The sequence below is a fragment of the Mycobacterium sp. genome, assembly GCF_050701515.1.
Taxonomy (GTDB): domain Bacteria; phylum Actinomycetota; class Actinomycetes; order Mycobacteriales; family Mycobacteriaceae; genus Mycobacterium.
The window spans coordinates 1-23,542 of the sequence record NZ_JBOGDB010000092.1; the positions used below are offsets into that span (position 1 = coordinate 1).

27 protein-coding genes are annotated in these 23,542 nt (G+C 66.2%); 10 read left to right on the plus strand and 17 right to left on the minus strand.

Annotation, left to right across the window (positions count from 1 at the left end; genetic code table 11):
- From ltrA to ACRDU5_RS07660, 3 genes are all read right to left on the minus strand, one after another.
- A partial coding sequence (gene ltrA, locus ACRDU5_RS07650; RefSeq protein ID WP_526613881.1) for a group II intron reverse transcriptase/maturase occupies positions 1-980 on the minus strand: 980 nt, incomplete at its 3' end.
- A gap of 407 nt (positions 981-1,387) precedes the next feature.
- Entirely contained in the window at positions 1,388-3,712 is a 2,325-nt protein-coding gene (lon, locus tag ACRDU5_RS07655) for an endopeptidase La (RefSeq protein ID WP_526613882.1), read from the minus strand.
- Positions 3,713-3,828: 116 nt separating this feature from the next.
- The gene (locus ACRDU5_RS07660; protein WP_526613883.1) at positions 3,829-4,827 is read right to left on the minus strand and encodes an alpha/beta hydrolase; all 999 of its coding nucleotides are present in this window, start codon (positions 4,825-4,827) and stop codon (positions 3,829-3,831) included.
- A 217-nt stretch (positions 4,828-5,044) separates the two neighbouring features.
- Here ACRDU5_RS07660 and ACRDU5_RS07665 point away from each other — a divergent pair, with 217 nt between their 5' ends.
- A complete protein-coding gene (locus tag ACRDU5_RS07665; RefSeq protein WP_526613884.1) occupies positions 5,045-6,241 on the plus strand; it encodes a DUF7373 family lipoprotein in 1,197 nt (398 codons plus the stop codon).
- Positions 6,242-6,247: 6 nt separating this feature from the next.
- On the opposite strand, the gene ACRDU5_RS07670 is transcribed toward ACRDU5_RS07665, so the two are convergent.
- Positions 6,248-7,528, minus strand: coding sequence for an alpha-hydroxy acid oxidase (locus ACRDU5_RS07670; RefSeq protein ID WP_526613885.1), 1,281 nt, complete (start codon positions 7,526-7,528; stop codon positions 6,248-6,250).
- Between the two features lie 125 nt (positions 7,529-7,653).
- Here ACRDU5_RS07670 and ACRDU5_RS07675 point away from each other — a divergent pair, with 125 nt between their 5' ends.
- Positions 7,654-8,085, plus strand: coding sequence for a DUF1810 domain-containing protein (locus ACRDU5_RS07675; protein ID WP_526613886.1), 432 nt, complete (start codon positions 7,654-7,656; stop codon positions 8,083-8,085).
- 1 nt (position 8,086) lies between these two features.
- On the opposite strand, the gene ACRDU5_RS07680 is transcribed toward ACRDU5_RS07675, so the two are convergent.
- The 4 genes from ACRDU5_RS07680 to ACRDU5_RS07695 are packed head-to-tail and all read right to left on the minus strand — an operon-like array spanning position 8,087 to position 11,646.
- On the minus strand, positions 8,087-9,394 hold the full coding sequence (locus tag ACRDU5_RS07680) for an alpha-amylase family protein (RefSeq protein ID WP_526613887.1): 1,308 nt from the start codon (positions 9,392-9,394) through the stop codon (positions 8,087-8,089).
- Positions 9,391-9,531, minus strand: a complete 141-nt coding sequence (locus tag ACRDU5_RS07685) for a hypothetical protein (protein ID WP_526613888.1) — start codon at positions 9,529-9,531, stop codon at positions 9,391-9,393. The genes ACRDU5_RS07680 and ACRDU5_RS07685 overlap by 4 nt, the downstream gene beginning before the upstream one ends.
- A gap of 34 nt (positions 9,532-9,565) precedes the next feature.
- Positions 9,566-11,242, minus strand: a complete 1,677-nt coding sequence (locus ACRDU5_RS07690; RefSeq protein ID WP_526613889.1) for a tetratricopeptide repeat protein — start codon at positions 11,240-11,242, stop codon at positions 9,566-9,568.
- 50 nt (positions 11,243-11,292) lie between these two features.
- Positions 11,293-11,646: a DoxX family protein gene (locus tag ACRDU5_RS07695; protein WP_526613890.1), complete on the minus strand. Its 354-nt coding sequence runs from the start codon at positions 11,644-11,646 to the stop codon at positions 11,293-11,295.
- Positions 11,647-11,701: 55 nt separating this feature from the next.
- On the opposite strand from ACRDU5_RS07695, the gene ACRDU5_RS07700 reads away from it, so the two are divergent.
- Positions 11,702-12,331, plus strand: coding sequence for a PaaI family thioesterase (locus ACRDU5_RS07700; protein WP_526613891.1), 630 nt, complete (start codon positions 11,702-11,704; stop codon positions 12,329-12,331).
- 11 nt (positions 12,332-12,342) lie between these two features.
- On the opposite strand, the gene ACRDU5_RS07705 is transcribed toward ACRDU5_RS07700, so the two are convergent.
- Genes ACRDU5_RS07705 through ACRDU5_RS07725 form a run of 5 tightly spaced genes read right to left on the minus strand, consistent with a single transcriptional unit; the run spans position 12,343 to position 16,082 of the window.
- Entirely contained in the window at positions 12,343-14,304 is a 1,962-nt protein-coding gene (locus tag ACRDU5_RS07705; RefSeq protein WP_526613892.1) for an FUSC family protein, read from the minus strand.
- A 26-nt stretch (positions 14,305-14,330) separates the two neighbouring features.
- Positions 14,331-14,660 (minus strand): ScnB, encoded by a 330-nt coding sequence (locus ACRDU5_RS07710; protein WP_526613893.1) that lies wholly within the window; start codon positions 14,658-14,660, stop codon positions 14,331-14,333.
- Complete coding sequence (scnC, locus tag ACRDU5_RS07715; protein ID WP_526613894.1) at positions 14,657-15,349, minus strand: thiocyanate hydrolase subunit gamma; 693 nt, start codon at positions 15,347-15,349, stop codon at positions 14,657-14,659. Before scnC ends, ACRDU5_RS07710 begins: the two co-directional genes overlap by 4 nt.
- Entirely contained in the window at positions 15,346-15,660 is a 315-nt protein-coding gene (locus tag ACRDU5_RS07720; protein ID WP_526613895.1) for an SH3-like domain-containing protein, read from the minus strand. The genes scnC and ACRDU5_RS07720 overlap by 4 nt, the downstream gene beginning before the upstream one ends.
- Complete coding sequence (locus ACRDU5_RS07725) at positions 15,657-16,082, minus strand: hypothetical protein (RefSeq protein WP_526613896.1); 426 nt, start codon at positions 16,080-16,082, stop codon at positions 15,657-15,659. Before ACRDU5_RS07725 ends, ACRDU5_RS07720 begins: the two co-directional genes overlap by 4 nt.
- Positions 16,083-16,197: 115 nt before the next feature.
- On the opposite strand from ACRDU5_RS07725, the gene ACRDU5_RS07730 reads away from it, so the two are divergent.
- Both ACRDU5_RS07730 and ACRDU5_RS07735 read left to right on the plus strand, forming a co-directional pair.
- Positions 16,198-16,926: an EthD domain-containing protein gene (locus ACRDU5_RS07730; RefSeq protein WP_526613897.1), complete on the plus strand. Its 729-nt coding sequence runs from the start codon at positions 16,198-16,200 to the stop codon at positions 16,924-16,926.
- Positions 16,913-17,356: a TIGR03618 family F420-dependent PPOX class oxidoreductase gene (locus ACRDU5_RS07735; protein ID WP_526613898.1), complete on the plus strand. Its 444-nt coding sequence runs from the start codon at positions 16,913-16,915 to the stop codon at positions 17,354-17,356. The genes ACRDU5_RS07730 and ACRDU5_RS07735 overlap by 14 nt, the downstream gene beginning before the upstream one ends.
- Positions 17,357-17,378: 22 nt before the next feature.
- Here the strand turns inward: ACRDU5_RS07735 and ACRDU5_RS07740 are convergent, their stop codons facing one another.
- On the minus strand, positions 17,379-17,768 hold the full coding sequence (locus ACRDU5_RS07740; protein WP_526613899.1) for a nuclear transport factor 2 family protein: 390 nt from the start codon (positions 17,766-17,768) through the stop codon (positions 17,379-17,381).
- Between the two features lie 37 nt (positions 17,769-17,805).
- Here ACRDU5_RS07740 and ACRDU5_RS07745 point away from each other — a divergent pair, with 37 nt between their 5' ends.
- The gene (locus ACRDU5_RS07745) at positions 17,806-18,573 is read left to right on the plus strand and encodes an enoyl-CoA hydratase/isomerase family protein (protein ID WP_526613900.1); all 768 of its coding nucleotides are present in this window, start codon (positions 17,806-17,808) and stop codon (positions 18,571-18,573) included.
- On the opposite strand, the gene ACRDU5_RS07750 is transcribed toward ACRDU5_RS07745, so the two are convergent.
- A complete protein-coding gene (locus ACRDU5_RS07750) occupies positions 18,563-19,162 on the minus strand; it encodes a TetR/AcrR family transcriptional regulator (RefSeq protein WP_526613901.1) in 600 nt (199 codons plus the stop codon). The genes ACRDU5_RS07745 and ACRDU5_RS07750 overlap by 11 nt on opposite strands.
- A 68-nt stretch (positions 19,163-19,230) precedes the next feature.
- Here ACRDU5_RS07750 and ACRDU5_RS07755 point away from each other — a divergent pair, with 68 nt between their 5' ends.
- Both ACRDU5_RS07755 and ACRDU5_RS07760 read left to right on the plus strand, forming a co-directional pair.
- Positions 19,231-20,346 carry an Rv3169 family protein gene (locus ACRDU5_RS07755; protein WP_526613902.1) on the plus strand — a complete coding sequence of 372 codons (1,116 nt, stop codon included), beginning with the start codon at positions 19,231-19,233 and terminating at the stop codon, positions 20,344-20,346.
- 2 nt (positions 20,347-20,348) lie between these two features.
- Positions 20,349-21,419: a phosphotransferase family protein gene (locus ACRDU5_RS07760; RefSeq protein WP_526613903.1), complete on the plus strand. Its 1,071-nt coding sequence runs from the start codon at positions 20,349-20,351 to the stop codon at positions 21,417-21,419.
- Here the strand turns inward: ACRDU5_RS07760 and ACRDU5_RS07765 are convergent.
- Together ACRDU5_RS07765 and ACRDU5_RS07770 are read right to left on the minus strand one after the other, a co-directional pair.
- A complete protein-coding gene (locus tag ACRDU5_RS07765) occupies positions 21,416-21,607 on the minus strand; it encodes a (2Fe-2S)-binding protein (RefSeq protein WP_526613904.1) in 192 nt (63 codons plus the stop codon). The two genes, ACRDU5_RS07760 and ACRDU5_RS07765, sit on opposite strands and share 4 nt — an antisense overlap.
- Positions 21,608-21,617: 10 nt before the next feature.
- Positions 21,618-22,247 (minus strand): fatty-acid--CoA ligase, encoded by a 630-nt coding sequence (locus tag ACRDU5_RS07770; protein WP_526613931.1) that lies wholly within the window; start codon positions 22,245-22,247, stop codon positions 21,618-21,620.
- Between the two features lie 240 nt (positions 22,248-22,487).
- On the opposite strand from ACRDU5_RS07770, the gene bfr reads away from it, so the two are divergent.
- Together bfr and ACRDU5_RS07780 are read left to right on the plus strand one after the other, a co-directional pair.
- Positions 22,488-22,967 carry a bacterioferritin gene (bfr, locus tag ACRDU5_RS07775; protein ID WP_526613905.1) on the plus strand — a complete coding sequence of 160 codons (480 nt, stop codon included), beginning with the start codon at positions 22,488-22,490 and terminating at the stop codon, positions 22,965-22,967.
- Between the two features lie 83 nt (positions 22,968-23,050).
- The gene (locus ACRDU5_RS07780) at positions 23,051-23,533 is read left to right on the plus strand and encodes a carboxymuconolactone decarboxylase family protein (protein ID WP_526613906.1); all 483 of its coding nucleotides are present in this window, start codon (positions 23,051-23,053) and stop codon (positions 23,531-23,533) included.
- The last annotated feature ends 9 nt before the right edge of the window (positions 23,534-23,542 follow it).

A 23,542-nucleotide genomic window follows, 5' to 3' on the forward strand; every position in this document is an offset into this window, starting at 1 on the left:
CGCCTGGCCTGGTGGTGGGCACGCTGGGCCTGGTGGGCAGATGAGCACAACACCACGAAGTCGTCGCAGTAGCGGACAAGCTCGCCGACGCCGTGCTCGGCCCAGGCCCGGTCGAAGTGGAGCAGGAAGATGTTGGCCAACAACGGGGAGATGACCCCGCCCTGGGGTGTGCCGGAGACCGTCTCGACACGCACCCCCTCGACCAGCACCCCTGCGGTCAACCACTGCCGGATCAACTTGAGCACCCGACGATCCGAAACACGCTGCTCGACCATCGCCATGAGGCGGCCATGGTCGATGCTGCCGAAGAAGTCCCGGATGTCGGCCTCGAAGACAAACTGCTGCCCTCGGGGGAACGCCATCCGGATCGCTTCCATCGCATCGGTCGCTGACCGACGAGGCCGGAACCCGTAACTACAGTCCAAGAAATCGGCCTCGAAGATCGGTTCGAGGACCAACTTGGTGGCCTGCTGGACCACCCGGTCCCGCACGGTCGGGATACCCAACGGCCGCTTGCGGCCGTCCGGTTTGGGGATCTCCACCCGACGCACCGGCGCCGGGCGGTAGCTGCCTGCACGGAGGTCCACGGATAGCTCGTCCAGCATCCGCTCGACGCCGTAGTCCTCCACCGCCGCCAGCGTCACTCTGTCAACGCCAGCAGCGCCACGATTAGCTCGGACCCGTTCCCACGCCGCCCACAGGACGTCACTCCTGTAGATGCGGTCATACAGGGCATGGAAACGCCGTCCCGAAGACTGCTTGGCCGCAGCCCATAGCCGGTTCTGAAGTTGTCGCACTTTCACAGGAACCTGACGGCCCCCGGGGTAGATGGACCGGGCGGTCCCGGTCATGCCCTCACGCTTACCTTCATCCCCGACCCCACCGAAGTCGGGGCCCTTCCCTCCCACGGCGTTGCTCACCGTGATCTGCGGTACTACGACCCCGTCGGACTCCCGCTGCCCTCCGCTCGATTTCACCATTGGCTTATACGACCGGTCTTTGCTGACAAGGCTGGACAGACGGGTCTCTCCTGTTCCGAACGAAACCCTGCGTACGTGCCGCTCCCCGTACCCCGGAGGAACCCGACAGCGGACGGTCTGGAACACCAATACCGCCGGGCATGGCCTTCACCGTGAAATGAGCGGCTCGGCTCCCCCATTGTGATTCTGACGAGGCTGCAGGACTCGCACCTGATGGCACTACGGCCCGCACGCTTGCTCCCTCCAAAGAGGCTCTCGACGCCCCGCTCAGCCCGCCACCTCTCGGCAACGAACCGGGGCCTGCTACCCGGCGCTCCGGTACCTACCGGGACGGGACTTCCACCCGCTAGTCCAGTCCAACTTTCAGGACGCAACATGCAACGACGGTAGCGCCGGGCACCGACAGGTCAGGCGGCGACGGTGGCGGTACCGCCTGCCGCCGGCTCCAGCGCCTGCGCGACGATCTCGGCAACGTCGGTCATCGGCCGCACCTCGAGCGCTTCCAGCACCTCGGCCGAGACGTCGTCCAGGTCGGGCTCGTTGCGCTGCGGGATGAAAACCGTTGACAGACCGGCACGTTGCGCGGCCAGCAGCTTCTGCTTGACCCCGCCGATGGGCAGCACCCGGCCGTTCAGCGTCACCTCGCCCGTCATGCCGACATCGGAGCGGACCTGACGTCCGGTGGCCATCGAGACCAGGGCGGTCACCATGGTGACACCCGCGGACGGACCGTCCTTGGGCACCGCGCCCGCCGGCACGTGCACGTGGATCTTGCGGTCCAGCGTCGCCAGGTCGACACCGAGCTGCTCGGCGTGCGACCGCACGTACGACAGTGCGATCTGCGCGGACTCCTTCATCACGTCGCCGAGTTGGCCGGTGAGCTGCAGACTCGTCTCGCCGTCGTTGGACCCGGCTTCGATGTAGAGCACATCGCCGCCGAGGCCGGTGACCGCCAGGCCGGTGGCCACGCCGGGCACCGCCGTGCGCTCGGCCGATTCCGGGGTGAACCGCGGACGACCAAGGTACTCAACGAGATCGGGCTCGTCGATGGTCAGGACGGTGTCGTCCTCCGCGAGCTTGGTGGTCACCTTCCGCAGCGCCTTGGCGAGCAGCCGCTCGAACTGCCGAACGCCCGGCTCGCGGGTGTAGTCGGCGGCGATCTTGCGCAACGCCGCCTCGGTGACCGTGACCTCCTCGGCCGTCAACGCCGCCCGCTCCCGCTGCCGAGGCAGCAGGAAGTCGCGAGCGATGGCGACCTTGTCGTCTTCGGTGTAGCCGTCGATCTGGACCAGCTCCATGCGGTCCAGCAGCGCCGACGGGATGTTCTCGATGACGTTGGCGGTGGCCAGGACCACCACATCGGAGAGGTCCAGATCCAGATCGAGGTAGTGGTCGCGGAACGTGTGGTTCTGCGCCGGATCGAGGACTTCGAGTAGCGCGGCGCTCGGGTCGCCTCGGTAGTCGGAGCCGACCTTGTCGATCTCGTCCAGCAGCACGACGGGGTTCATCGAGCCGGCCTCGCCGATGGCGCGCACGATCCGGCCTGGTAGCGCACCGACATAGGTGCGCCGGTGACCGCGGATCTCGGCCTCGTCGCGCACACCGCCGAGGGCGACGCGAACGAACTTGCGGCCCAGCGCCCGTGCCACGCTCTCGCCCAGCGAGGTTTTGCCGACGCCGGGCGGACCGGCCAGCACCATCACGGCACCCGAACCGCGGCCGCCGACGACCTGCAGCCCGCGCTGAGCGCGGCGCGCCCGCACCGCCAGGTACTCCACGATGCGGTCCTTGACGTCTTCCAGCCCGTGGTGGTCGGCGTCGAGGATCTCCCGCGCGACCTTAAGGTCGGTGGAGTCCTCCGTGGTGACGTTCCACGGCAGGTCGAGGACGGTGTCCAGCCAGGTGCGGATCCACCCGCCTTCGGGGCTCTGCTCGCTGGAACGTTCCAGCTTGCCAACCTCGCGCAGCGCGGCCTCCCGCACCTTCTCGGGTAGGTCAGCGGCCTCGATGCGGGCGCGATAGTCGTCGGACCCATCCGGCTCGCCCTCGCCGAGTTCCTTGCGGATCGCGGCCAGCTGCTGGCGCAGCAGGAACTCCTTCTGCGTCTTCTCCATGCCGTCGCGGACGTCCTCGGCGATCTTGTCGTTGACCTCAACGTCGGCGAGGTGGTCGCCGGTCCAGTCGATCAGCGCGCGCAGCCGCTCGGCGACGTCCGGTGTCTCCAGCAGCTGCCGCTTCTGCAGGTCGGTCAGATACGAGGCGTACCCGGCCGTGTCGGCCAGTTGCGACGGGTCGGTCAGCTTGTTGACGAAGTCGATGATCTGCCAGGCTTCCCGCCGCTGCAGCATGGCCAGCAGCAGCTTCTTGTACTCGGCGGCCAGCGCCTTCGTGTCCTCGTCGGCTTCCGTGTCAGCGACCTCGGTCACTTCGACCCACAGTGCCGCACCGGGGCCGGCGGTGCCGGAACCGATATGGGCCCGCCGGTCACCGCGGACGACGGCAGCCGCACCGCCGCCGGGAATGCGTCCGACCTGCACGATCGACGCCAGCACGCCGTAGGTGGGGTAGCGGTCGTCCAGCCGCGGGGCGATCAGCAACTCGCCGTTTTCGCTGGCCTGCGCGGCGTCCACGGCAGTGCGGGCGGCATCGTCGAGCTCGATCGGGACCACCATTCCCGGCAGCACGATCGGCTCGCTGACGAACACCACCGGCACTGATTTGGCCTCAGCCATCGGAATCCTCCAAAGTTCAGTCAGCTGGACTCAACCCTGCGGTGGAGGGATTTGTTCCCGCAGAAAGCAGTGAGCCTGCCGCCGGGTGGCGACAGGCCCACTGAAGGGAGGTGCTGTTACGCGCCGGTGGGGGACGCGCCCAGCACCCGTTGCAGGTCGGGCTTCATCTGCTCCAGCTGCTGACCCCAATAGCCCCAGCTGTGCGTCCCGTTCGGCGGGAAGTTGAACACCCCGTTGGCGCCGCCCGCCGCGACGTAGTTGTCCCGGAAGGTGACGTTGGTCCGCAACGTGAACCCTTCAAGGAACTGCGCCGCCATCAAATTGCCGCCCTGGGTCCCACCGTCGAGATCCGACGGCGTGCCGGTGCCGCAGTAGATCCAGATCCGGGTGTTGTTGGCGACCAGCTGTCCCATATTGACCATCGGGTCGTTGCGCCGCCAGGCCGGATCACTCGACGGGCCCCACATGCTTTCCGCGTTGTATCCACCGGAATCGTTCATCGACAGACCGATCAGCATCGGCCACCAACCCTCGGACGGATTCAAGAAGCCCGACAGCGATGCCGCGTAGATGAACTTCTGCGGGTGGTAGATCGAGTAGGTCAGCGCGGTGCTGCCGGACATCGAGACGCCGACCACCGCGTTGCCGTTCTGCGACACCCCCTTGTTGGCCTCCAACCACGCGGGAAGCTCTTGGGTCAGGAACGTTTCCCACTTGTACGTGTAGTCCTGACCATTGCCCCGAGACGGCTGATACCAGTCGGTGTAGAAGCTGGACATGCCACCGACCGGCATGACGACCGAGAGCCCGGAGCCGTAGTACCACTCGAACGCCGGGGTGTCGATGTCCCAGCCGTTGTAATCGTCCTGCGCCCGCAGACCGTCGAGCAGATAGACCGCGTGCGGCCCGCCACCCTGGAACTGGATGCGGATATTGCGATTCATCGCCTGGGAGAACACATCCAGATACTCGACCGGAAGGCCCGGCCGGGAAAACGCGCCCGCGGTCGCCGAACCACCTGCGAAGCCGATCAGCCCGGGCAGTGTTGCCGCTGCAACAGCACCCACCACCAGCCGGCGCAACCACGTACCTCGAATCTTTCTGACGAACTTCATAACGGCAACCAACCCACCTTTCTTTACATGCCACAAGCAATCGCCGTTGCTTTCGCGTGCGTAGTGAAACACGCGCAACATGCGTCACACGCGTACCAACACCGGGTTGCGATGTCGCGGTTGCCTAACGATTGCGACTCGGCGCGGACTCGGCGCTAGCCGCCTGGGGTGTGACCTGTGCGAACACACGTGGCGTTGCGGCGCTAACGTCGACACCATGACGTGGCGGATCAGCTGGCGGTCTCGACTGTGGCGCGCGATGGTGACCACAACAGCGGTGTGCATGCTCGCCGCCGGCTGCGGCGACGGAGGCACCGACGTCGACCTGGCCAAGCTCAATGTGGGCACCTACTCGACGACGGCACGCACGATCGAGAACCAGCCTTCACTGCCGGAAGGCACTGTGCTGGAGGGAATCCGGATGGCGCAGGCGGTCGCCGACACCTCGCAGTTCGATTCCCCGATGATCTACCTGTGGCAGGCCGATCCCATCCCCGAGACGGCCAGCCTGCTGCCCGTGATGGGGGAGGCCGGAAAACGCGTGCTCGACCAACACGGCTGGGTCGCGGGTAATCGCGCCAGTTACGCGGACACCCCTCGACTGGACGACGGCTCGGCGCCGCCGTCCTATGTCGGGTTGTCGATCATGCTGCTGCGCTTCCCGGACGACAAGGCAGCCCGCGACGCGGCCTCGGCCCTTGAGGTGGCCAACTGGAACGACTTCGCCAAGACCGTCGCGGTGCCGCTGCCCAAGCATCCCGAGGTCAACGCGCGGTTCACGCCCGGCACCGGCGCGCTCTTGGTCGACACTCCGATCGGGCCATTTGTCCTGCGGTTGATGTTCGAAGCTCCGCCGGACGGCATCGAAAAGCGCGTGGGCGACCTGGACCCGGTGCTGGACGCCGAACAGGCCCTGCTGCGGGACTTCAAGCCCACGCCGGTGGCGGACATCCCTGCGCTGCCGCGTGATCCCGACGGGCTGCTTGCCCGCATGGTCACCACCGATCCCGACCGGCAGACGCCCCCGTCGCCGGCGTTCGCCGTCTACGGCCCCGTCGGCGCCCTGCGGGATCAACTGCCGGCGATCCGCAAGGACAAGCTCTACCAGAAATGGGGCGTGGATCGGCTGGCCGTTTCCGGCGACCAGCACCTGTACCGGTTGCGCGATCATCAGGCCGCCCTTGACATGTCGGCCGAGTTCATTGCCGAAAACTCCGGCCGCGAACACGAGATCGACGCCGATTCGAGCGTGCCCAACGAGCGCTGCTTCCAGCTAGACAACCCGCCCCCGATTGTGCCGGGGTTCGCCTGCCGGCTCGCCTTCGACAACTTCTACACCGTGGTCCGTGCCAACACCGCATCGAGTGTCAAGGAGAAGACGGCCGCCCAATACGCGCTGCTGGCAACCCGCTGAGCGGTGCTACCCCGCGTCCCGGGACAGCCGGAAGAGCTGGGTCACATGCCGTGGCGAGAGCTCCTCTAGACAGGTCACGCCGAGCAGCCGCATGGTTCGGCTGACCTGCCCGGACAGTATCTCGATCGCGCGGTCGACGCCGGCCTCGCCGCCGGCCATCAGGCCGTATAGGTAGGCCCGCCCGATCAGTGTGAAGCGCGCGCCGAGGGCCACGGCCGCCACGATGTCGGCGCCGGACGTGATGCCGGTGTCCAGCCAAATCTCGGTGTGCCCGCCGAGTTCACCCGCGACCCTGGGCAGCAGATGGAACGGGACGGGCGCGCGGTCCAGCTGGCGGCCGCCGTGGTTGGACAACAAGATGCCGTCGGCGCCGATGTCCACCACCGACTTGGCGTCTTCCAACGTCTGGATTCCCTTGACCACCAACTTGTTCGGCCATTGCGATTTGATCCAGGCCAAGTCTTCGAACGTCACCGTCGGGTCGAACATGGTGTCCAGGTATTCGGCCACCGTGCCGGGCCAGCGGTCCAGGGACGCGAATGACAGCGGCTCGGTGGTCAGCAGGTCGAACCACCACCGAGGATGACGCACCGCGTCCAGCACCGTGCGCAACGTGAGCGCCGGCGGTATGGACATGCCGTTGCGGGTGTCGCGCAGCCGCGCGCCCGCGACCGGAACATCAACGGTGACCACCAAGGTGTCGAACTCGGCTGCGGCGGCACGTTCAACCAGTGCCATCGACCTGTCCCGGTCCTTCCACATGTACAGCTGAAACCAGTTGCGTCCATGAGGGTTTGCCGCCTTGACGTCCTCGATGGAGGTGGTTCCCAGCGTGGACAACGTGAAGGGGATACCCGCCCTGGCGGCGGCGTGTGCGCCGGCGATCTCACCCTCGGTGTGCATCAGCCTGGTGAACCCGGTCGGTGCGATCCCGAATGGCAGTACTACCCGGCCGCCGAGCACGTCAGCGCCGGTATCAATTTCGGCGACATTGCGCAGGATGGTCGGGTGAAACTCGATGTCGCAGAAGGCTTGCCGCGCCCGAGCCAGTGACAACTCCTCCTCCGCCGCGCCGTCGGCGTAATCGAATGCCGCCTTTGGGGTGCGCCGCTTGGCGATTCTGCGCAGATCGTCGATGGTCAGCGCCGCCGCCAGCCGTCGTTGGGTGTGGTTCAGCCCGGGCTTCTTGAAGCGGATCAGTTCCGCGAGCTCGCGAGGTCTCGGCATTCGGCGCTTCATGGCACCGGCATTATTAGTCGCGGGCCGCGGCCAGCGTCCGCAGGACATATGCTCGCCGCTCGTCGATGGCCCGGCGACAAAGGCGGCATGGGCATCCTTTCGCGAGTAATCCGCTGCCCGGCGAAGACTAACTGGTGAAACCTAGAACATCACCACAGTGAGGAAATCGCGACATGGCGGTGCCCGACGATCCGTATGACCTGCAGCGGTTTGTGGACGCGCAAGACCGTGTCTACGACACCGTCATCGACGAGCTGCGCGACGGTCGAAAAAGAAGCCATTGGATCTGGTTCGTGTTCCCGCAAATGCGGGGTTTGGGCAGCAGCCCGACCGCGGCGAGATTCGGCATCTCATCCACCGATGAAGCGCGTGCATACCTGGCGCACCCGTTGCTTGGGCCCCGCTTACGGGAGTGCGCCCGGTTGGTGTCGCAGATCGAGGGCCGTTCGATCGAAGAGATCGTCGGTTGGCCCGACTACGTCAAGGTGCGGTCGTCGATGACGCTGTTCGCGCGGTCGACCGATGACAATGGTGATTTCCTCGCAGTCCTGGAGAAGTTCTACGGCGGCGAGCAGGATCCCGCAACGCTGGCGCGGCTGTCCTGATTCATCGGGCCGGTGCGACAATCAGCCACCCGTGCGGCTCGATTTCGGTGTGAGCAACCACCTGTTGTGGCGGCGCGCCGGATCCCGCGACGATCTGCCCTTCGCCAAGTCCGAATTCGCTCAGCGACAACGTCATTGGGGCGACGTCGATGTTGAGGGCCACCAGCAGCGTATCCGAGTCGCAGCGTGTCTGGTAAACGTACTGGGAGTTCGTCAGCCGCAAGGTGGAGGTTCTCGCGGCGTGCAGCCACGGATGCCGTCGGCGCAGCCCGATCAGATACTGGTGCAACCGGAACATGTCGTGGCCGTGTTCGTCGACTCCCATCAGAGGAGAGGTGAATTCCGGCCGCACGGCGTGGTCGCCGCCGACTCGCTCCTCTTTGACGCCGCGATACGCTGACTCGTCACCGGCGTACACGCTGGGAGTGCCGCCGACGGTCAGCAGGATGACCAGCGCATGCTCGAGGTGACGGGTGTTCTCCAGCCGACTGGCGATGCGGGTGACGTCGTGGTTGCCGATGAAGGTCATCGGGATGAAGGCGTCGAGGAAGTCGTTGTGACGCGCCAGCGCCCAGTCCAACTCGTGAAAGTTGTCGTCGTTCAGACTGCTCCAGATCGCCTTCCACAGCTCGTACTGGGTGACCGAGTCAAAGCCGGCCTGGTGGACACGCGCCGAATAGTCGCCGTGCAGCACCTCGCCGACGAACCACGCGTCACCGAATTTCTGCCGGACCTGGGGCAGGACCCGCGCCCAGAACCCGTTGGGGATGGCGTAGGCGGCATCGAGGCGCCATCCGTCGGCCCCGCGCCCCAGCCAATGCTTCATCACGTCGGCGGTGTAGGCGACGACGTCCGGGTTGTCGTGGTTGAGCGCGATCAGCTCGCCGTGTCCTTCGAACGTGTCGAAGTGGTCGCCGCGGCGGCGGAACCAGGCGCTGTCGTGGCCGGTGACGGCGTCACGGTAGCGGGGGAAGTCGGTGCCGACATGGTTGAAGACACCGTCGAGCAGGACACGCAGTCCGCGCCGATGCGCCTCGTCGACGAGGCGGTCGAAGTCTTTGTCGTCACCCAGCCGCGGGTCGATGCGATAGTGGTCGGTGGTGTCGTAGCCGTGCGTGCGGGAGTCGAATATCGGCCCGAGTGCGATACCGGACGCGCCGAGTTCGACGGCGTGGTCGAGCCATTCGACGATCCGGCGCAGCCGGTGCTCGTCGGCGGTCGGTGGCGGGTCGGAGGGAAACGCGCCGACGAAGCCGAGCGGGTAGACCTGCCACCAGATCGCGTGCTCGATCCACGCCGGTTCCGTCACGGCCGGTACTTCGCCCCGTAGAGCGACTTGACGGCGTCGGCAAGAGTGGCGGCCGGTCCGTCGACGACGGCCCCGGGCGCGATGGCGAGTTCGGCGCAGCGGCCGAGCCGTTCGAGGTCTTCGTCGCTGATGGCCACAGGCCGGAGTTTACGCAGAGCGATGGAAAGGCCCTCAGCTATCGAACCGGCAGGCGCAGGACGCGCGTATCGCCACGTCGGCGCGCGACGCGGCCAGCGCGAGTTGTTGACCGATGATCCCCGCCTCGGCGGTGCGGCCCAGCCGCTGCAGGCATTCGTGATAGCCGTGCAGGCTCCACACGTTGGCCGGGTGCTGACAGGGCCGGCTCAGCGTGGGATCCAGGCCGAGGTCGGCGGCGTAAACCTCGGCGGCGTCCTCGATCCGGCCCTGTTCCAGGAGCAGCGCGCCGTAGGCGTGCCGAGTCGGCTGCATCCAGCCCCACGGTTCGTCGTACGGCAGGGCGTCGTCGAGTTCGATTGCGCGCCGCAGGTGCGCGAACGCTTCGTCGAATTGGCCGTCACGGTAGGCGATTTCGCCGTCGAGCATCCCAGCGGCGACGGCCAGAATGTCATGGACGGTGTTGTTGAACAGGTATCGGGTGTCTGGGATGCGCTCATACGCGGCGGCGAAGGCTTCCCGCTCGGCGCGCGCCTGTGGCAGTTGTCCCTTGGATGCGTGCGCGACGCCGCGGCCGTAGTGAATGGTTGCGGTGGTGGAGCAGTACAGCTCGGTGTCATCGGGCAGCGGCACGGCGATCAGGTCGTCCCACCGGCCGAAGCGCACCAGCACGTGGGTTCGCAGCGGCACAAACGCTTCCAGCCAGTCGGCCATCGGCGGGGATTCGATGGCCAGCAATTCCGGAGTGAGCTGGGACGCCAGTTCGTCGGCCGCCTCCAATGCGACCTGAAGCTTGCCCTCGAACATCGCGGAGTAGACGACGAAGTGCAGGTTGTGCGCGCGGTAGAGGGAGTAGAAGTTCAGCGGCCCCTCCCGCTCGACAAATAGGCGATCTGCTTGCACCGCAGTCAGATTCGACACCACCGAGTTTCGGTAGTCGCCGCACAGCACATCGATGTGGCTTGGCATGTGCTGGAGGTGGCCGGCGTCGGGCACCAGGCCGCGCAGCAGGTCGGCGGCGGGCAGTGCGTCCTGCGGGGTGGCCGACATCTCCATGGTGTGCAGGTACAGATGCAAGACCCCGGGATGTTCGCGGCCGGCCGGCGTGGCCAGCGCGTCGTCGAGTATCCGCTTGGCCTGCACGACTCGTGAACCCGGCGCCGGTTCTCCGGTGCGGGTGTCCCATAACGCCCAGGCGGTCACGTTCACCAGCGCGTCTGCGGCCAGCGCCTGTACGTCGACGTCGTCGGGATATACCTCGGCCAGGGCCGCCATCGCGTCGGCGTATCCGGAGTGGCCGGCATGCAGCGCGTCGGCGTCGTTCGGGTCGTCGGTGGGGAAGCGGGCCTGCAACGCCTCGATCAATCCGCGCTCGGTTGCCGACGCTCGGCCGTTACCGGCAAGGCCGAGTTCCATCCGGGCGCGGGCCAGCGAGGCGGCCACGTCGACCGGGTCGAACGCCTCCCATGCCTTGTTGTAGTTGGGGCCGATGGCGTAGGCGATGCCCCAGCGGGCGATGGCCAGATCCGGGTCCAGGTCCAGGGCGCGCTCGAAGCACCGGATCGCCTCGTCGTGGTTGAACGCGTACGCCCACACCAATCCGCGGTCGAACCAGATTTCCGCTTGCGGCGACGGCGTTTCGATCGGCCGATGGTAGGAGCCCAGGTCGTAATACGGCTCGGTCTCGCCCAGCGGGATGGCTGAAACCGTCATGACTCGCACGATAATTCAGCAGCGCGGGCCGCGGCGGGCGATGGCCAGATCTACAGGGTGTGCAGCACCGCCGTCGCAGCGGCCAGCCCGACGCCGATCACCGCGGGCGCGATGTCGACGGCGCGATCGGAGGCGCGCAAGTGGAAGGCGACGGCCCCGATGGAGAGCAGGGTGAGGCCGATCGCCGCGGCGATTCCGATCGGCGACCAGAGCAGCCCGATCAGCACGCCGGCGACACCGGCGAGTTCCAGCACCCCGATCAGCCGCCACTGGATCGGCGACACCCCGAGATGATCCCGGATCGCCAGCGACTTCGAGACGCCGAGCAGTTTGATGCTGGCGGAGAACGCGAACAGCGCCGCGAGTAGCAGCGTCACGATTACGGTGGCGGTGTCTATCACCATCGCAGCGTACGACCCGCAACTCGACAGCAGAGTAGAAACATGTTCTAGTTCAGCTGTGCTGGAGTTCACCCACATCGGGGATGTCACCTCGGCGGAGGTCGCACGGATGCGCGCCGTCTATCAGCCGCTGGCCGAGTCGGTCCGCGAACTGGTCGACGCGACGATCCGCACTGAAGTCGACGCCGAGGCGGTGGCCGCGGTCAAGGCCGAGATCGATGCGGCGACCGCGCGGCTGCGGGCAGAGCAGATCGATGGCGCATTCGGTATTCGCTACACCACCGGCGGGCACCGGATGGCGTGGGGAAATCCCGTCATCGGGATCCGCAATCCGATTGCGCCGCCACTGGTGATCGAGCGCGACGCGTCAGGGGCGGCGTTCACCGATTTCCATCTGGGGGCGGCCTATGAAGGCCCGCCCGGCCACGTGCACGGGGGAGTCGCGGCGCTGGTGCTCGATCACGTGCTCGGCGAGGCGGCGGCCAACGTGGCGGAGCCGCGTTTCACCGGCACCATCACGTTGCGCTACCTGCGCACCACCCGGCTGGGCCGGTTACACGCGGAGGCCAGAATCGACCGGACCGAGGGCGTGAAGACCTATGTCGTCGGCCACCTCGCCGACGAGGAGGGCGTGACGGTCGAAGCCGAGGGCGTATTCATCCAGCCCCGGTTCTTGCGCGGCGAGTAGCGCTTCGCGCTTCAGGAGGCCGCGACGTCGCGGTCATCGAGGGCGATGCCCGACAGGCTGCGGGTGATCGCGCCGACCTCCGCGACGAGGACGCGTGCCGCGCCGTCATCGGATTCGATATGCACCGCCCGCAGCCGCTGATTGGCGGCGGCCAACTGCGTGGTGTCGATGCTCCAGGGTTTGGCGGGACTGGGCCGATCGCCGCGCAGGGCCTCGACATACTCGTCGACGGCCAGCACGAAGTCGCGCCCTCGCGCCGTTGACGGATGTGTCGGCAGGCTGGCCTCCAGCGCGGTGCACGAGCTGGTGACGCTGTTCAGCGCCGCGCGATAGGACCGCAGCCACCGCCGCAGTTCCCGCGACTCCACTCGGGTGGCCCCGGTGGCGGCTTCGAACGCCGAACGTGCCCGAAACGCTCGCTGCCACGCCGCCGCCAGCGCATCGGCGGGGTGGTCCAGGTCGTGCACGAACGCCTTGATCACCGTTGCGGCATAGTCGATTTCCGTCTTCAGCAGCTCGCCGGCACGCTGGCGCAGCCGCACCATGGCGTCGTCGGGCAACACCACATGAGCCAGCACCGCGAGCACGCCACCGATCAGCGTCGCCAACAGCGTGTCGCCGATCGAAGTCGCGACATCGGAGACGTCGAGAAGAAACACGATGGTCGTCGCGAGTGCGGCGCTCACCGCGATGTATCCGAACCCCGACACCGCGTAGGTGACCCCGAGAAACACCGCCGCCAGGATCGCGGCGGCCAAACCGGTTGGCTGCCACAGCGGTGTCACGGACGACGCGACCAGCACTCCGGCGGCGATGCCACCCACCCGACCGGCACACCGAGTGTAGGTGTGGGCGGTTTCGGGCCGCATGACCAACAACACCGTCAGCGGGATCCAATAACCCTGCGCCACATCGGCGAAGCGAGCGATGGCGACACCCGCCGCCGCAGCGCCGGCAAGCCGGACAGCGTGACGCAATATCGGCGATGTCCATTTCAGCTGCGCGTAGACGACGTCTGCTGCGGCTCTCAGCGCGCCGGACCAGCCGGTGACGCCGCGTTGTCCGAACCGAAGTTCGTCGGCCTGACGAAGCTGTCGCGAAAGATGCTGTGCAACAGTAGCTTCCGGGCCGCTCACCGCGGCGACGGCTATGTCAACCCGCTGCAATGCACTGTCTGCATCCCGCCGCATGCTGCGGCTGGAGGCGGCGATCGCCGCGAGCACTTCGGCGGCAGCGGTAAAAACCCCAGGGAAGGCGTCCTGCCCTTTCGCCTTGTCGCGTAGCGCCGTCAACGTTGCCGCGATCTGTTCGGGCAGGCCGTACCAGTCCCGGTATGCGTGCGGCTGAACGGCGTTGCTGGTGAACGCTTCCCGCAGCTCCATCAGCTGCACGGTGTCCACACGCGCATCCGGGTCGGCGGCCAGGCTTCGGGCGTCGGCGCTCAGCGAACGGTATGCCCGGGCCAGAGCCTCTCGCCGGACCCGCCAGCTTGCTGGAGGCCATACCGCGATCAGCGCCGCCTGCGTCAGACCGGCGGCCACGGCGAAGACGGCGGATACCGCGGCCGCCGCGGCCGACTGCGGGGGTTGCGTGACCAGCAGCGCACCCGCCGCCGCGGCGATGAGTCCGGCGTGTGCGCTTATCGCCCACTGCAGTCCGGCAAAGAAACACCACACCGCCACCACACCCACGAACACCGCGCTGGGGCCGGCGGTGAGTCCGCCGAGCAGTACGACGGCACCCGCCTGCGCGGAGACCGTGACGACGAGCGGTATCCGCCCAAGGGGGCTGTCCTGCAGCGCAGTCACCCCGGCGATCGCGGCTGTAGCAGCCGCGGAGGTCCCCGCCCCCGCGGGGCCCCAGTACAGGGCGATCGCGGCCACGATCAGGATGCCAAGCAGGCTGCGCGCGGCCGCACCGGCGTCCGGCATGGCCTGCCGCAGGGCACCGCTGATTTGGCTGCCCTTGATCACCCACCCATTCTGACCCGAGAACGGCGTTAAGCCCGGTTGAACCGCTCCCGTACGGCGTCCATTCTGGCCTGCAATTCCTCCGGGGTGAACGCGCCGCGATCCATCAGCTCGTGCGCGGTCACCACGACCGACCGGGCGCGTACCGGAAAGTCGTGATAGGTGGTCTCACCCAGAGCGTCTTCGGCATGGCGGCGCTCCAGGTTGTCCAACGATCCCCGCCAGGACAGGCATTCACATGTCGCCTGCATCGCGGACTCCCACGGGTCGGGCTTGCGCTCCAATTCGGGCAGCGACTTCTCGCGCTGAGCGTCCAGGCCAAGCGTGTCGAGCAGGACTTCGTATGGTGGGCCGCTCACACGCTTGCCTTGGCCGCCGACGGTGGACCAGAGGCGGTCCAATCGGCTTGCGGCAGCGCGACGCCGATCATGGTGTCGCGGGTGATAATCGCGGCAAGCTGCTCCTCGGTCCATCCTTCGGTGCCCTCGGGACGCATGGGCATGACCATGAACCGCGACTTCTGGTTCGAGTCGTGCACCCGCACCTCGACGTCGGGGCCGAAATGCAAACCGAACTCGGCCAGCACTTCCCGCGGCCAGCGCACCAGGCGCCGGCGGTAGTTCGGGGTGCGGTACCAGTCGGGTGACATGCCGAGCACCGGTCGCGGATAGCAGGAGCACAGCGTGCACACGATGACGTTGTGCACCTCGGGGGTGTTCTCCAACACGTAGAAGTAGGTGTAGTCGCTCGGTGTTCCGACGCCGGTCGGGTCGAGCCAGTCGATACCCACCTGCTTGCAGGCCTCGGTGCCGTCTGCCAGCAGCCGCGCCTTGAAGTCGGCGTCGGCCCAGGCCTTGGCGACCAACTTCGAGCCTCCGCTCGGGCCGAGCGACTCCGCCCATTCGGAGAACCGCCGGTGGTCTTCCTCCGAGAACAGCCCCTTCTCGATGGCCAGTTCGCGGACCGCCTTCTCCAGGATCTCGAATTCGCTGACCTGGTCGGATGACTGGATCGGGTCGTGCGCGCCGTGATCGTGGTCGTGGGTCACTTCTTCTCCTCGTTGGCCGGTTCCAGCCAGTGCTCGGACACCTCGGTTTCCAGCGTGTCGACGTCGAACCCGGTGTAGTTGGTCCACAAATCCTTCTGCAGGAATCGGACGACGTAGAAGGGTTCGTTGCGGCCGCCCCGTTCGGCATCGTCGCGCCCCCAGGCCTCGTCTTCCGGAATCACCCATTCCGGCCGGAACTCGACGACGGTTCCGGTCTTGCCGCGGGTAAAGGCCTGGGTGCGAGTGTGAAACAGGGTGGTGCCATCGCGCACCGTGACGCGATCCCCGACGGCGTACTTGTACTTGGTCATGACTTCTTCCCCGATCGCGCGCGCACCTCGTCGATCTTTGCGGTCAATTCGTCGGGCGTGATCAGCCCCTTGTTGATCAGCACCTTGGCCGCGACGGTCGCCCAGCGTGCGTAGTAGGGCAGACCGAAATACAGCGTGGCGCCCAGATCGTTCTCGGCGCGCCTGCGCTCCTCGGAGTTCCACGCCCCGCGCCACCCCAGACATTCGCAGGTGACGTAGGTGTTCATCTCCCACTCCTCTTCCACCTTCTCCTTGAAGGGGAGGGGCAGATCGATCTGACCGCCCACGTCGTGCAGCACGTGACGAAGCGCCGCGTAGAGCTCGTTGGAAATCTCGTACGGGGAGTCCAGCGGCTCGCGGAATACCGGTGCAACGTCGGCGACTCGCCCCGATAGTTCGTCGAAACTGCGTGGTGGGGACATCGATACCTCCAAATACCGTGTATCAGCGTGTCTTCGGCGGTAATTCGAACTTATCGGAAGTCATGGCGGTAGCGGGGGAAGAAGGGCGAATAATTGTGTCGGCTAAATTAGCCGCGTGGAAAAAGTCGTCCTCACGCTCCGGGGAGCCGAGCCGGATGACGCGTGGTGCACCAGATTGCGGGCCCAGGTCGCCGCGGATCTGCTCGACATCGGCCTGCCGGGCCTGGCGATCAATGTGCGCGACGGCGAGGTGCGCGATTCGCTGATGACGTTGACGACGCTGGATCCGCCCGTTATCGCCGTCGTCAGCATGTGGGCCCAGCAGTCCTACGGCGACCAGGTGCGCGCCGCGACGGCGGTGCTGGAAAAGGAGTGCGACGAGGTTGCAGCATACCTGGTCACCGAATCCGTCCCGCTGCCACCGCCCGACACCGTGCCCGGTCAGCGCACCGTCGGCCTGGCCAACGTCGCGCTGCTTCGCCGCCCGGACGACCTCGACGAGGCGACCTGGCGGGCCCGCTGGCACATCGACCACACGGCGGTGGCCATCGAAACCCAGGCGACATTCGGATACACGCAGAACGCGGTGGTGCGGGCGTTGACGCCGGGTGCGCCGGCCATCGCCGCGATCGTCGAGGAGCTGTTTCCGATCGAGGCGATATCCGATCTGCATGCCTTTTTCGGTACCGCCGACGACGACGATCTACGCGACAGGATGGAGCGGATGGTGGCCAGCACCGCCGCATTCGGGGCCAACCAGAACATCGATACGGTGCCCACCAGTCGCTATGTCTTCAGAACTCCGTTCAACTCCAACAGAAGGTCGTCCGATGACCACACTTGACGAGGCCGTCGCACTGGCGCGGGCCGACAACGGCTTGACCGTGGTGTCCACCCTGCGGGCCGCCAACACCATCCAGGCTTCCCTGGTGAACGCGGGGGTCCTTCCACATCCGCAGACCGGGCGGCCCGTCCTGGCGTTCGTCACCTACGGCAAGGTCAAACTCGCGAACCTGCGGGCCCGTCCCCAGCTCGCCGCGACCTTCCGCGATGGTTGGCAATGGGCGACCGTGGAGGGTAACGCCGAACTCGCAGGCCCGGACGATCCGCAGCCGTGGCTGAAGGACGCCGACCAGTTGCGTCTGCTGCTGCGAGATGTGTTCACCGCTGCCGGGGGCACGCACGACGACTGGGACGAATACGACCGGGTGATGGCCGAACAGCGTCGCACCCTGGTGTTCGTCGAGCCCACCCGGGTGTACAGCAACGGTTGACGTCAACGCCCATGCGCAGCGACTAATTGGCCAGCGCTGCCGCCAAAGCCTGAGTGTCGGGCAGGATGCGCTCTTCGGCGAGTTTGCCCCAGACGACGCGTTGGAACGCCGTCCCGCGATAAACCACCTGCCCATCTTGTGTCGCGACGTAGCGGGTGGCCAGGCGGGTCGACCACGGGCCGCCCTCGACGATTAGGTCCTCGACCTCGAAGCGCAGTCGCGGGAAGCGGCGGAACAGCTCGCGCAGCCACGCCCGCAGCTTGTCTGCGCCGTGAAGATCCGCCGCCAGCGGGTGGTCGCCGAGGAAGACGAAGTGCACGTCGTCGGCGAGCGGGAGCTCGTCGATGCGCTGATCGGACAGCCGTTCCCACAGGCCGGGCGCCTGTTTGCGAACAAGCCAGCCGTAGATCACCTGAATGACGGTAACTCACGTTGCGTACGCTGCTGACGTGACACTGCAGATCAGCGACGAGAACCGGGTGCGCACCCTCACCCTGGACCGGCCCGAGGTTCTCAACGCCTTCGACGAAGCGCTCTACCAGGCGACGGCGGTAGCGATTCGCGAAGCGGCCGAGGATCCGGAAGTAGCGGTCGTGCTGTTGACCGGCAACGGCCGGGCGTTCAGCGCCGGCAACGACCTCAACGAGATGCAGACGCGGATCACCGATCCGGAATTGAACAACAAGGGCAGCCACTTCACCGCGATGATCGATGCGCTGACCGAGTTCCCGAAGCCACTGATCTGTGCGGTCAACGGACTCGGAGTCGGCATCGGCACCACCATTCTCGGCTATGCGGACCTGGTGTTCATGTCGTCGACGGCGCGGCTGAAGTGCCCGTTCACCAGCCTGGGCGTCGCGCCAGAGGCGGCGTCGTCGTATCTACTGCCGCAGTTGGTCGGCCGGCAGAACGCCGCGTGGCTGCTGATGTCCTCGGAGTGGGTCAGCGCCGAGGAGGCGCTGCGGATGGGACTGGTGTGGAGGGTCTGCGAGCCCGCTGATCTGCTGCCCGAAGCCCGTCGGCACGCCGAAATCCTTGCCTCGCGGCCGATCCCGAGCCTGATGGCGGTGAAGCGGACCATCGCCGAGCCCGCCCGCCCGGGGATCGAGGCAGCGACCGAACGGGAGAATGCCCATTTCGCCGAGTTGATGGGCGCGGCCGCCAACGCCGACGCGCTCGCGGCGTTCGCCGACAAACGCGGGACGGCTACCTCGTAGCGACGACCCGAACCACCGCATCGGTGATCCGGGCACAGAACTCGTCGGCGCCGTCGTCGGAGTGGGTGAGGGCGCGCAGAAATGTGGCGCCGCGGATCAGGTCGAACACCGCGCCGGCGTCGCAGTTCTCGGCGGCCTGTCCGGTTGCCACGGCCCGCCGCACCATTTCCTCGATGGCCGCGCGCACCGGAATCTCACCGCGGGTGAGCAGCCGGTTGTAGTCATCGGGATTGCGACTGTAGGCCGACATCAACCCCGGCACGGCCGCGCGCGCCGCCGGCTCCATCGCCACATCGAGAAACAGCCGCACCCAGGTGCCCAGATCGGCTCGCAGGTCACCCGTAGGCCGGGGCAGATCGAAGGTGTCCAGGTGCAGCACGGCCTCTTCGATCAGCTCGTGCTTGCTGGGCCATCTGCGGTAAATGGCGGGAATGCTCACGCCGGCCCGATGCGCGATGGCCGCGAGAGTGGTGTCCTCGTAACCGAATTCGACGAGCACCTCGCGCGCCGCGGTCCGGACCGCGTCGTCGATGCCGGGATCACGAGGACGGCCCGCCGACTTGACGGCGGCACCGCTGGTCGTCGGCATGACCGGTCACTCCAATCGGTCTCCATTGGCTATTGATTACGTTATAGCACGTAACGTAATGTACCCCCATGCTGACCGCTCACGACGAGTTGATGTGCCACCAACTGCCCACCACGTTCGATCACGTCGACCAGTCGGATCTGCGCTGGACCGAACGCGTGGTGCTCTACGGGTTCGACCGCGAACGGCTGACCAGCGTGATGACTGGCATGGCGCGCTACCCCAACCGAAACGTCATCGACGCCTACGCAATGGCCACCGTCGACGGGCAGGCGCACGTGGTGCGGACCTCGCGGGAGATCTCTGCGGCCGCCGACGGCATTGCGTCGTGGCAGATCGGCAATTACACCTACGAGATCACCGAGCCGCTGCGCGGGGTGCGGGCGACGCTCGAGGCCGGCGATGGGCAAGGGCTGAGCATGGAGGTGGACTTCACCGGAACCTTCCCGTGTTACGAGCAGGCACCCGCCTTCTTCCGCGACCGCGGCCGCGTCGACGAGGATGCCCGCCGGTTCTATCAGAACGGCCAGGCCTCGGGCTCGATCACGATCGGCGACAACACGATCGCGATCACCCCGGAGAACTGGTACTTCGCCCGTGACCACTCGTGGGGCGTGCGCCGCGGCGGCGGGGGAGGCAACCTGCCCGAGGGTGCGATTCTGCAGCCACACAGCATCCCCGAGGGCGTGCTCTACTTCATGGGCATCTTCGAATTCGACGACCGCCTGGTGCATTTCGCGCAACGCGAGGACGCCGACGGCAGGGTCTGGCACTACGAAGGCGAACTGCTCTACCCCTCTTCGACAGGCAAGCCCAGCCAGGCCATCACCGCGGTCGAGCACGATTTCCGGTTCCGTGACGACCTTCGGGTAATCAGTGGGGGTGAAGTCGTCGTGCATGCCGCCGACGGCACCGCTGACACCATCTCGATCACGCCCGCCACCAACTTCTGGCCCGGCTTCGCCGGCTACGACGAATACCGCGGCTACGCCTCGGGACATTGGCGCGGTCCGAGCTTCGCCGACAGCTTCGTCGTCGACACCACCGACCCGTCCGAGATCGCGAAGGTCAGCATGCTCAGTGAGACGTTCTGCCGTGTCCGCAAGGGTGATTCGGTCGGCCATGGCCTCGTCGAGATGGTGTTCATGGGTAAGAACGATCGCTACGGCTACGCCGGGTACTGACCGTGGGGGCACCGCAGGCCCCGGCCCGGCCCACGGCCGACGAGATCGCGGCGTTGCTGGAACCGATCGCCCGGGAGCGCGTTCCCGGCGCGGCCACCGCTCGCATCGTCAATTGGCGCGGCGCCGAGCGCGGCTTCTCCACCGAGACATTCCTGTTCGAGCTGGAAACAGACGACGCCGATGGCGTGCCAACAACGCTGAAGCGGTTGGTTTTTCGCCGGCCACCGGCGGTCAGCCTCTTTCCGGACTACGACTTGGCACGCCAGGTGTTGGTGATGAAGCGGTTGCGGGACACCGCGATCACCGTTCCGACGGTGTGCTGGCTGGACCGCAGCGATGCCGCACTCGCCACGCCATATTTCGTAATGGAACAGCTGCCGACGGTGGGCAGTCCCGGCGACGTGCCGTCGTATCACTCTGAGGGGCTGTACTTCGACGCCTCACCGGAGCAGCGGGCCACCATGTGGTGGGGCTGCGTGCAGGCCATCGCCGACGTGCACACGCTGGACTGGCGCGCGCTGAAGCTGGACAAACTGCTGATGCCGGATCGGGGCGCTCACCCGCTCGAGCAGGTCGTCGACTATTACAGCGACATGTTGCAGTGGGCCTCGTCGGGTCGGCCGCGCGCCGAGCTGTCGGCGGCCGCGGAATGGTTGCGGGACAACATCTACCAGCCCGAGCACCTCGCGCTCTGTTGGGGCGACAGCAGGCTCTCCAATATCCTCTACGGCCCGCAGTTCGAGGTCTCCGCGGTGCTGGACTGGGAGATCGCCTACGTCGGCGACCACGAGGCCGATCTGGCCTGGCTGCTCTTCACCGATTGGGCCATGTCGGAATACCAGGGCGTGCCGCGGCTGGACGGAACTCCCGGACGCGACGAAACCGTCGAGCGATACCAGCGGCTGACCGGGCTGCCGGTGCGCAATCTTCGCTACAACGAAATCCTCGCGGCGCTCGCGCTGGCCTGCCCGGTGTCGCGGCTGGAATCCAAGTTTCGCGACGATGGGATGCTCACCGACGACTTGGACCTGGTCGGCTTCTGCGTCGAACGGATAAAGCAGCTGCTCGACTAGCTGCCGGTGCGCGTCGGGCTGCCGTTGACTTGATTCGCGGCGATGATGGCCCGCACGGTGCGCCGGCACCGTCCACATTCCGAGCCCGCGCCGCACGCGGCGGCCACTTCCTTCGACGTCGAAGCACCGTTGGCGACGGCCTCGTTGACCACGTGGCTGGTGACTCCGATGCACAGGCAGACAAACATCAGCGGCCCATCAGCTCTCGTCGACGCTCATGAGATGGGCGAACTTGCCGACGAACTGCGTGGGATAGGCACCCAACCCAACCTTCGACATCCACTCCGCTGCGGCGTCGGGGTGATCAATCCATTGCCGGGCGTTGATCTCGTTGTCGATCTCCTGCAGGATCAGCACTTCTCGACCGTCATCGAGGGCCTGATAGACCCAGATCTTGCGGACCCCTCCGCGCTTGAAGCGATCTAGCCCGTCATGCACCTTGGCCATCAGGGCCGGCACATCGTCGACCGAGGACATGACGCCCACCACGATCCGGCCAACGTGCTCTTCCGGCGACGGTCCGTACAGGTCTATTTTCTCCACCACTTCGCCACCGAAAATGGGCGGAATGTCGTCCGCGCCGGATATGTCGAACCATTCGAAAATTGCGGGCGAGCGCAAAACATCGCGAATTGACCGCGCGTGCCGAATACCGATTGTCACCAATACTCGCCGGGGCTCCCAGATCGAGGTGTACAGCACGACGTGATGCGCGCCGATGGAGGACAAATTGTCGCGATGCTTCTTGACCCAATGCCACATTCGGTCGATATCGTCGACGCGAAAATCGCAGGCGAGAATGAGTGAGTGCAAATCATACTCACTCATCGTCTTCCGCCTGTCAGGTGCTGTCGCCGACATGTTAGTGCAGTCTAACCTTACTAAGGACAGGCAGTCCAGCGTGCACCGACCCATCACGGTCACCCGAGCCGAAGATCGTTGGAAGCACGCGTGAAACACGCCGCGGACACACCGGAAGCCGTCGCCCGAGCGGGTTCCCTGCACTAGATTGGATTGAGACCAGGCAGTGCGACACGTGACCGGCCCACAAGTTGCTTAGGAGCGACCATGCAAGGCGATCCCGACGTTTTGAAATTGCTCAATGAGCAGCTGACGAGCGAACTCACGGCCATCAATCAGTATTTCCTGCACGCCAAGATGCAGGAGAACTGGGGATTCACCGAATTGGCCGCCCATACCCGCGCCGAATCATTCGATGAAATGAAGCATGCCGAGGAGATCACCGACCGCATACTGCTGCTCGACGGCCTGCCGAATTATCAGCGGTTGTTCTCCTTGCGGGTGGGCCAGACCTTACGGGAACAATTCGAAGCCGACCTCGCGATCGAGTACGAAGTGATGGCCAGGTTGAAGCCGGGCATCGTCATGTGCCGCGAAAAAGAAGACTCGACGACGGCGAACCTCTTCGAGAAGATCATCGCCGACGAGGAGACGCACGTCGACTACCTCGAGACCCAGCTCGAGCTGATGGACAAGCTCGGCGAGGAGCTCTACTCCGCACAGTGCGTATCGAGGCCGCCGCAGTAGGCCGATACACCGATTAACCAGCGCTTTCAGCTGCGTTTCTAGAACGTGTTTCACTTTTCTCAGTCCCGGCGTACGATTCCGGCATGAGCCGAATCGGACCTTTCGCTGACGACGACGCCGCTGCCTGGGTGATGAGGTCACCTGACATCGGAGCTGGCATGGTCGGTTTCACGCGCGCGGTCTACGACAAGAACCGACTGCCGATGCGGGTCCGCGAGTTGGCCCGGATGATCATCGCGCTCAACAACGAATGCGTGGTATGCCAGAACACCCGCGACTCGGAGGGCATCGCGGCGGGCGTCGACGAGCAGCTCTACGACCACGCCGCCGAATGGCGGACGTGGCCGGGGTACAGCGCGCAGGAGCGTATCGCCGCCGAGTTCGCGGAACGCTTCGCCGGCGACCACACCGGCCTGCGGGACGACGAGGACTTCTGGGCGCGCTGCAGTGAACAGTTCGACGACGAACTGTTGACGGACCTGGCGCTGTCGTGCGCGATGTGGTTGGGCATGGGCCGGATGCTGCGCACGCTCGACATCGGCCAAAGCTGCAAGATCACCCTGTAATTCATTCGA

What these genes read in the sequence shown, in the direction of transcription:
- lon (WP_526613882.1), bottom strand. Translation starts at nt 3,712, where the DNA reads ATGGCTGAGGCCAAATCAGTGCCGGTGGTGTTCGTCAGCGAGCCGATC.
- ACRDU5_RS07660 (WP_526613883.1), bottom strand. Translation starts at nt 4,827, where the DNA reads ATGAAGTTCGTCAGAAAGATTCGAGGTACGTGGTTGCGCCGGCTGGTG.
- ACRDU5_RS07665 (WP_526613884.1), top strand. Translation starts at nt 5,045, where the DNA reads ATGACGTGGCGGATCAGCTGGCGGTCTCGACTGTGGCGCGCGATGGTG.
- ACRDU5_RS07670 (WP_526613885.1), bottom strand. Translation starts at nt 7,528, where the DNA reads ATGTCCTGCGGACGCTGGCCGCGGCCCGCGACTAATAATGCCGGTGCC.
- ACRDU5_RS07675 (WP_526613886.1), top strand. Translation starts at nt 7,654, where the DNA reads ATGGCGGTGCCCGACGATCCGTATGACCTGCAGCGGTTTGTGGACGCG.
- ACRDU5_RS07690 (WP_526613889.1), bottom strand. Translation starts at nt 11,242, where the DNA reads ATGACGGTTTCAGCCATCCCGCTGGGCGAGACCGAGCCGTATTACGAC.
- ACRDU5_RS07695 (WP_526613890.1), bottom strand. Translation starts at nt 11,646, where the DNA reads ATGGTGATAGACACCGCCACCGTAATCGTGACGCTGCTACTCGCGGCG.
- ACRDU5_RS07720 (WP_526613895.1), bottom strand. Translation starts at nt 15,660, where the DNA reads ATGACCAAGTACAAGTACGCCGTCGGGGATCGCGTCACGGTGCGCGAT.
- ACRDU5_RS07725 (WP_526613896.1), bottom strand. Translation starts at nt 16,082, where the DNA reads ATGTCCCCACCACGCAGTTTCGACGAACTATCGGGGCGAGTCGCCGAC.
- ACRDU5_RS07735 (WP_526613898.1), top strand. Translation starts at nt 16,913, where the DNA reads ATGACCACACTTGACGAGGCCGTCGCACTGGCGCGGGCCGACAACGGC.
- ACRDU5_RS07750 (WP_526613901.1), bottom strand. Translation starts at nt 19,162, where the DNA reads ATGCCGACGACCAGCGGTGCCGCCGTCAAGTCGGCGGGCCGTCCTCGT.
- ACRDU5_RS07755 (WP_526613902.1), top strand. Translation starts at nt 19,231, where the DNA reads ATGCTGACCGCTCACGACGAGTTGATGTGCCACCAACTGCCCACCACG.
- ACRDU5_RS07765 (WP_526613904.1), bottom strand. Translation starts at nt 21,607, where the DNA reads ATGTTTGTCTGCCTGTGCATCGGAGTCACCAGCCACGTGGTCAACGAG.
- ACRDU5_RS07770 (WP_526613931.1), bottom strand. Translation starts at nt 22,247, where the DNA reads ATGAGTGAGTATGATTTGCACTCACTCATTCTCGCCTGCGATTTTCGC.
- bfr (WP_526613905.1), top strand. Translation starts at nt 22,488, where the DNA reads ATGCAAGGCGATCCCGACGTTTTGAAATTGCTCAATGAGCAGCTGACG.
- ACRDU5_RS07780 (WP_526613906.1), top strand. Translation starts at nt 23,051, where the DNA reads ATGAGCCGAATCGGACCTTTCGCTGACGACGACGCCGCTGCCTGGGTG.